Origin of the sequence: Streptomyces lasiicapitis, assembly GCF_014646335.1 — a bacterium.
GTDB lineage: Bacteria > Actinomycetota > Actinomycetes > Streptomycetales > Streptomycetaceae > Streptomyces > Streptomyces lasiicapitis.
In genome coordinates this window covers 409,320-417,040 of sequence record NZ_BMNG01000011.1, presented here as the reverse complement: position 1 = coordinate 417,040, position 7,721 = coordinate 409,320, and the positions used below count along the sequence as shown (strand labels likewise).

The following is a 7,721-nucleotide window of genomic DNA, read 5'->3' as shown; positions in this document are numbered from 1 at the left end:
CGCCGCGTCCCCGGCCCGGCACGCCCCGAACGCCCCGCGGCCCGCCGCCGCCCGGGACAGGGAGCACGCCCGCGCGCCGCCCGCGGCCCCCGCCCGTCCGCGCCCAGGCCGCCGGGGCCCGCCAAGGCCAAGACCATCCGCCTCGGCAGCCCCCGGCCCCGCCTGCGCATGGTCAGCCTCGGCCTGACCCTCGTGATGCTGGCCTTCGTGGTGCGGCTCTTCCAGGTGCAGGCAGTGGACGCCGACGCGTACGCCGCCAAGGCCGAGAAGAACCGGTACTCCAGCCACACGCTGGCCGCCGAGCGCGGCGCCATCACCGACCGCGGCGGCGTCGAACTTGCCACCAGCGTGGACGCGTACGACATCACGGCCGACCCCACGCTCTTCACGCAGAAGGAGACGAAGACCGGCGACGCGCCCGAGCAGGCCGCCGGGCTGCTCGCGCCGATCCTCGGCACGGACGCCGACAAGATCGCCGAGAAGCTCCGCACCCCGAACACGCGCTTCACGCTGCTCGCCCGCCGCGAGTCGCCGCAGGTCTGGAAGCAGATCAAGGACCTGCGGGCCGTCCTCGCGGACAAGGCGCGCGCCGACTCCAAGGCGGTCAACGTCCTCGCGGGCGTCCTCGCCGTGCCCACCAGCAAGCGCGTGTACCCCAACGACGGCCTGGCCGCCGGGATACTGGGCTGGGTCAACGCCGACGGCAAGGGCGGCGGCGGCATCGAGCAGCAGCTCAACAGGCAACTCTCGGGCAAGCAGGGCGAGATCCGCTACGCCCAGTCCGGCGGCCGCCAGGTGCCCACCGCGGGCAGTACCGAGAAGCCCGCCGTGCCCGGCTCGGACATCGAGCTGACCATCGACCGCGACATCCAGTGGGCCGCGCAGGACGCCATCACCGAGCAGGTCAGGAAGTCCAAGGCGGACCGCGGCTACGTGATAGTGCAGGACACCCGGACCGGCGAGGTCCTCGCCATGGCCAACGCCCCCGGCTTCGACCCCAACGACCTCTCGCAGGCCCAGAGCACGAGCCTCGGCAACGCCGCGCTCCAGGACGCCTTCGAGCCCGGCTCCACCGCCAAGGTCATGTCGATGGCCGCCGTCCTCCAGGAGAACGCGGCCACCCCCGGCACCCGCGTGACGGTGCCCAACCGCCTGCACCGCGGCGACCGCCTCTTCCAGGACGACATCGACCACCCGACCTGGTACCTCACGCTCAACGGCGTGCTCGCCAAGTCCAGCAACATCGGCACCATCCTGGCCACCGGCGAACTCGGCAAGACCCAGAAGGAGGCCAACAAGGTCCTCCACGCGTACCTGCGCAAGTTCGGCATCGGCAAGGAGACCGGGCTCGGCTTCCCCGGCGAGACCTCCGGCATCCTCGCGCCGCCCGAGAAGTGGTCGACCTCCCAGCAGTTCACCATCCCCTTCGGCCAGGGCGTCTCCATCAACGCCATGCAGGCGGCGTCCGTGTACTCGACCATCGCCAACGGCGGCGTACGCGTCGAGCCGACCCTGGTGCGCGGCACGAAGGGCCCCGACGGCCGTTTCACGCCCGCGCCCGCGCCGAAGAAGACCCGCGTCGTCAGCGACAAGACCGCGCGGACCGTCGCGCGGATGCTGGAGTCCGTCGTCGACGACGAGGAAGGCACCGGCACCAAGGCCCGCATCCCCGGCTACCGGGTCGCGGGCAAGACCGGCACGGCCAACCGCGTCGACCCGAAGACCGGCCGCTACCGCGGCTACACCTCGTCCTTCGCCGGCTTCGCCCCCGCCGACAAGCCGCGCGTCACCGTCTACTGCGCCATCCAGAACGCCACCAAGGGCAGCTACTTCGGCGGCCAGATCTGCGGGCCCATCTACAAGAAGGTCATGCAGTTCGCCCTCAAGACGCTCCAGACGCCCCCCACCGGCAAGGCCCCCGCCCGGCTCCCGGTGACCTACGACCCCGGCCGCCCGGAGACGCCCGGCCGCCCGCCGAACGGCAGGTAGTCCCGAGCCCGCAGCCGAGCCACAAGCGGAGATCCGAACAGGAACAGCCCGTGACCACCATCACCCCGGACCGGGGGAACCACCCTCCGCCACACCGCCCGCTTCGCCCCGAACGGGGTGCGCCCGGTACGCTCACCGCCGTGCCACACGCTGATCAGTCCCACACCACCCAGAAGGACGCTCCCGTGACCTACCCGGGACCGCCGAGGCCGACCCAGGTCTCCGCCACCCCCCTCGTGGAGCTCGCCGATCAGCTGGGGGCCAAGGCCCCGGGCACGGACGCCGCCATCACCGGGATCACCCACGACTCGCGCGCGGTGCGCCCCGGCGACATCTACGCGGCCCTGCCCGGCGCCCGCATGCACGGCGCCGACTTCGTCGCCCAGGCCGCCGACCTCGGCGCCGCCGCGATCCTCACCGACCCGACGGGCGCCGACCGCGCCGCCGCCACGGGTCTGCCGGTGCTCGCCGTCGCCGACCCGCGCGCGGTCATGGGCGAGCTGGCCGCGACGGTGTACGGCCACCCGGGCCGCGACCTGCTCCAGATCGGCATCACCGGAACGTCCGGCAAGACCACCACGGCGTACCTCATCGAAGGCGGCCTGAAGGCGGCCCGCAGCACCGGCCTCATCGGCACCGTGGAGACGCGCATCGGCGAGGAGCGCATCAAGTCGGAGCGCACCACACCTGAAGCCACCGACCTCCAGGCGCTGTTCGCGGTGATGCGCGAGCGCGGCGTCGACGCGGTCGCGATGGAGGTCTCCAGCCACGCCCTCGTGCTCGGCCGGGTCGACGGCTGCGTCTTCGACGTCGCCGTCTTCAACAACCTGAGCCCGGAGCACATGGAGTTCCACTCCGACATGGAGGACTACTTCCGGGCCAAGGCGCAGCTCTTCACCAAGCGGCGCGCGCGGCTCGGCGTGGTCAACTTCGACGACGAGTACGGCCGCCGGCTCGTCACCGAGTCCGAGATCGCCGTCACCACCTTCTCCGCCGAGGGCCACCCGGACGCGGACTGGCGCGCGGAGGGCGTCGAAGTCGGGCCGATGGACTCGACGTTCACCGCCGTCGGCCCCAAGGGCGAGCGGATCGCGGCCAAGTCGCCGCTCGCGGGGCCCTTCAACGTCGCCAACACCCTCGCCGCGATCGTGACCCTGGCCGTCGCCGGGATCGACCCGCAGCAGGCCGCCGACGGCATCGCCGCGGTGCCGGGCGTCCCCGGCCGCCTGGAGCGCGTCGACGCCGGACAGCCCTACCTCGCGGTCGTGGACTACGCGCACAAGACGGACGCCGTCGAATCGGTCCTGCGCGCGCTGCGCAAGGTCACCGAGGGCCGGCTGACCATCGTGCTCGGCTGCGGCGGCGATCGTGACCAGACCAAGCGGAAGCCGATGGGCGCGGCCGCGGCCCGGCTCGCCGACGCCGCCGTACTGACTTCCGACAACCCCCGCGGCGAGGACCCCCTCGCCATCCTCGCGACGATGCTCGCGGGCGCCGCCGAGGTGCCCGCCCACGAGCGCGGCGACGTCGCCGTGTTCGAGGACCGGGCCGCCGCCATCCGCGCGGCCGTCGCCCGCGCCGAACCCGGCGACACCGTTCTCGTCGCGGGCAAGGGCCATGAGCAGGGCCAGGACATCGCCGGTGTGGTCCGTCCCTTCGACGACCGCCAAGTGCTTCGCGAAGCTATCGAGCAAACCCAGGGATGAAGTTGTGATCGCCCTCTCCCTCGCCGAGATCGCCACCGTTGTCGGCGGGCAGACGTACGACATACCGGATCCGCAGGTCCACGTGACCGCGCCGGTCGTCCGGGACTCCCGTGAGGTGGAGCCCGGCGGCCTGTTCGCCGCTTTTGTGGGCGAGCGCGTCGACGGGCACGACTACGCCGCCCAGGTCGTGGGGGCGGGCGCGGTCGCCGTGCTCGCCTCGCGGCCGTGCGGGGTGCCCGCGATCGTCGTCGACGACGTGCAGACGGCGCTCGGCGCCCTCGCCCGGCACGTCGTCGCCCGGCTCGGCGCCACCCTCGTCGCCCTCACCGGATCCGCGGGCAAGACCAGCACCAAGGATCTGATCGCCCAGGTCATCGGCCGCAAGGCGCCCACCGTGTGGACGCCGGGATCGTTCAACAACGAGATCGGCCTGCCGCTGACCGCGCTGAGCGCCACCGACGAGACGAAGTTCCTCGTCCTGGAGATGGGCGCCCGCGGCATCGGCCACATCCGGTACCTCACCGAGCTGACGCCGCCGCGGATCGGCCTCGTCCTGAACGTCGGCACCGCCCACATCGGCGAGTTCGGCGGCCGCGAGCAGATCGCGCAAGCAAAGGGCGAGCTGGTCGAGGCGCTCCCGGCCGACGGCGCCGCGATCCTCAACGCCGACGACCCCCTCGTACGCGCGATGGCCGCCCGCACGAAGGCCCGCGTGCTGCTCTTCGGAGAGGCCGAGGACGCCGACGTACGCGCCTCGAATGTCCGGCTCACTCCGGTCGGCCAGGCGGCCTTCACGCTCACCACACCCACCGGGTGCGGCGACGTGCGGCTGCGCCTGTACGGTGAGCACCACGTGTCGAACGCGCTCGCCGCGGCCGCCGTCGCCCATGAGCTGGGCATGTCCGTGGACGAGATCGCCCTCGCGCTCTCCGAGGCGGGCACGCTGTCCCGCTGGCGGATGGAGGTCACCGAGCGCCCGGACGGCGTGACGGTCGTCAACGACGCCTACAACGCGAACCCCGAGTCCATGCGAGCCGCCCTGCGCGCGCTCGCGGCCATGGGCAGAGCCGCACAGGCCGAGGGAGGGCGCACGTGGGCGGTGCTCGGTCACATGGCCGAGCTCGGTGACGACGGGCTCGCCGAGCACGACGCGGTCGGACGCCTTGCCGTCCGGCTGAACGTGAACAAGCTCGTGGCAGTCGGGGGCAGGGAAGCGTCCTGGCTCCAACTGGGCGCATACAACGAGGGTTCGTGGGGTGAGGAGTCGGTGCACGTGTCCGACGCACAGGCGGCGATCGACCTGCTGCGCAGCGAGCTGCGCCCAGGAGACGTCGTGCTGGTGAAGGCGTCCAGATCGGTCGGGCTCGAGCGCGTCGCACTGGCGCTGCTCGACGACTCCGCCGTGTCTTCGGAGGGGCAGGTCGCCGGCCGATGAGGCAGATCCTCTTCGCGGGTGTGATCGGGCTCTTCCTGACCCTGGTCGGTACGCCCCTGCTGATCAAGCTCCTGGCCCGCAAGGGCTATGGCCAGTTCATCCGGGACGACGGCCCGCGCGAGCACCACAGCAAGCGCGGTACGCCGACGATGGGCGGCATCGCCTTCATCCTGGCCACGCTCATCGCGTACTTCCTCACGAAGATCATCACCGGCGGGGAGTTCACGCTCTCCGGCCTGCTGGTGCTCTTCCTGATGGCGGGCATGGGCCTGGTCGGCTTCCTCGACGACTACATCAAGATCGTCAAGCAGCGCTCGCTCGGCCTGCGCGCCAAGGCGAAGATGGCCGGCCAGCTCATCGTCGGCATCGGCTTCGCCGTGCTCGCGCTGAACTGGCCGGACAACCGCAACCAGACCCCGGCGTCCACCAAGCTGTCGTTCGTCACGGACTTCGGCTGGTCGATCGGCCCGGTCCTGTTCGTGGTCTGGGCGCTGTTCATGATCCTCGCGATGTCGAACGGCGTGAACCTCACCGACGGCCTCGACGGCCTCGCCACCGGCGCCTCCGTGATGGTCTTCGGCGCCTACACCTTCATCGGTGTCTGGCAGTACCAGGAGTCCTGCGCCAACGCGAACACGCTCACCAACCCGGAGGCGTGTTTCGAGGTCAGAGACCCACTGGACCTGGCGGTCGTGGCCTCCGCGCTGATGGGTGCCTGCTTCGGCTTCCTGTGGTGGAACACCTCGCCCGCGAAGATCTTCATGGGCGACACCGGCTCGCTGGCCCTCGGCGGCGCGCTCGCCGGCCTCGCCATCTGCTCCCGCACGGAGCTGCTGATCGCGCTCCTCGGCGGCCTGTTCGTCCTGATCACCATGTCCGTCGTGATCCAGGTCGGCTCCTTCAAGCTGACCGGCAAGCGGGTCTTCAAGATGGCGCCACTCCAGCACCACTTCGAACTTAAGGGGTGGTCAGAAGTCCTTGTCGTGGTCCGCTTCTGGATCATCCAGGGCATGTGCGTGATCGTCGGTCTCGGACTCTTCTACGCAGGGTGGGCGGCCACCAAGTGACCAGCTGGCAGGGCAGGAACGTCACCGTCGCCGGGCTCGGCGTGAGCGGCGTCAGCGCCGCCCGTGCGCTCGCGGGCCTCGGCGCGGCGGTGACGGTCGTGGACGGCGGCGACGGCGAGACCCACCGGGCGCGGGCGGCCGAGCTCGCCGACAGTGGGATGTCCGTACGCCTCGGGGACGCCGAAACGCTTCCCGAGGGCACCGACCTCGTCGTCACCTCGCCCGGCTGGAAGCCGTCCTCGCCGCTCTTCGCGGCCGCCGCGGCGGCGGGCGTGGACGTCGTCGGCGACGTCGAGATCGCCTGGCGCCTGCGCGGCCCGGACGCCGCGCCCTGGCTCGCGATCACCGGCACCAACGGCAAGACCACGACCACGCAGATGCTCGCGTCCATCCTGGCCGCGGCCGGACTGCGCACGGCGGCCGTCGGCAACATCGGCACGCCCATCGTGGACGTGGTCCTCGAAGGCGACGACGCCTACGACGTGCTCGCCGTCGAGCTGTCCTCCTACCAGCTGCACTGGGCGCCCTCCCTGCGCGCCCACTCGGCGGCCGTCCTGAACCTGGCCCCCGACCACCTCGACTGGCACGGCTCCATGGAGGCGTACGCCGCCGACAAGGGCCGCATCTACGAGGGCAACCAGGTCGCGTGCGTCTACAACGTCGCCGACAAGGCGACCGAGGACCTGGTCCGCGAGGCCGACGTCGAGGAGGGCTGCCGCGCCATCGGTTTCACGCTGAACGCGCCCGCCCCCTCCCAACTCGGCGTCGTGGACGGCATCCTGGTCGACCGTGCCTTCGTGCCGGACCGCCAGAAGCAGGCCCAGGAGCTCGCCGAGGTCGCGGACGTCTCGCCGCCCGCCCCGCACAACATCGCCAACGCGCTGGCCGCAGCGGGCCTCGCGCGGGCCTTCGGCGTGCAGGCCACCGCCGTGCGCGAGGGCCTGCGGGCCTTCCGCCCGGACGCCCACCGCATCGAGCACATCGCCGATGTCGACGGCGTCGCGTACATCGACGACTCCAAGGCCACCAACACCCACGCCGCACAGGCGTCGTTGGCGGCGTACGAGTCCATCGTCTGGGTCGCCGGCGGGCTCGCCAAGGGCGCCACCTTCGACGAGCTGGTCGCGGGCGCGGCAGCGCGCCTGCGGGGCGTCGTCCTGATCGGCGCCGACCGTGCGCTGATCCGCGAAGCGCTGGCGCGACACGCGCCGGAAGTACCGGTCGTGGACCTCGACCGGACGGACACTGGGGCGATGTCCGAGGCGGTACGGCAGGCGGCGCGGCTCGCGCGGCCGGGGGACACCGTCCTGATGGCTCCGGCCTGTGCGTCGATGGACATGTTCACCAACTACAACAAGCGTGGTGACGCGTTCGCGGCAGCCGTCCGCGAACTCGGCGCGAGCGCCTGACGGCGGGCCCAGCGTGGTCCGGGGGCGCCCGGCACCCGAAGGAGGGCACGTGGCAGCCGTGGGAACGCCGTCGTGGCGGGGGTTTCGTGGACGGCCCGGCGCCGGTACGGGTCGC

Annotated in this window: 5 protein-coding genes; all 5 read left to right on the top strand. The window is 71.9% G+C overall.

The genetic code is table 11. The features are described 5' to 3' along the window. Positions 1 to 1,989 (top strand): peptidoglycan D,D-transpeptidase FtsI family protein (locus IEY91_RS25435; RefSeq protein ID WP_229697217.1); only part of this gene is annotated, 1,989 nt, incomplete at its 5' end. Between the two features lie 50 nt (positions 1,990 to 2,039). After that, positions 2,040 to 3,695, top strand: coding sequence for a UDP-N-acetylmuramoyl-L-alanyl-D-glutamate--2,6-diaminopimelate ligase (locus IEY91_RS25430; RefSeq protein ID WP_164325804.1), 1,656 nt, complete (start codon positions 2,040 to 2,042; stop codon positions 3,693 to 3,695). Positions 3,696 to 3,699: 4 nt separating this feature from the next. Continuing rightward, positions 3,700 to 5,130 carry a UDP-N-acetylmuramoyl-tripeptide--D-alanyl-D-alanine ligase gene (locus IEY91_RS25425; protein WP_189175810.1) on the top strand — a complete coding sequence of 477 codons (1,431 nt, stop codon included), beginning with the start codon at positions 3,700 to 3,702 and terminating at the stop codon, positions 5,128 to 5,130. Further along, entirely contained in the window at positions 5,127 to 6,197 is a 1,071-nt protein-coding gene (gene mraY, locus IEY91_RS25420) for a phospho-N-acetylmuramoyl-pentapeptide-transferase (protein WP_164325806.1), read from the top strand. Before IEY91_RS25425 ends, mraY begins: the two co-directional genes overlap by 4 nt. Then, the gene (gene murD / locus IEY91_RS25415; RefSeq protein ID WP_189175809.1) at positions 6,194 to 7,606 is read left to right on the top strand and encodes a UDP-N-acetylmuramoyl-L-alanine--D-glutamate ligase; all 1,413 of its coding nucleotides are present in this window, start codon (positions 6,194 to 6,196) and stop codon (positions 7,604 to 7,606) included. Before mraY ends, murD begins: the two co-directional genes overlap by 4 nt. The last annotated feature ends 115 nt before the right edge of the window (positions 7,607 to 7,721 follow it).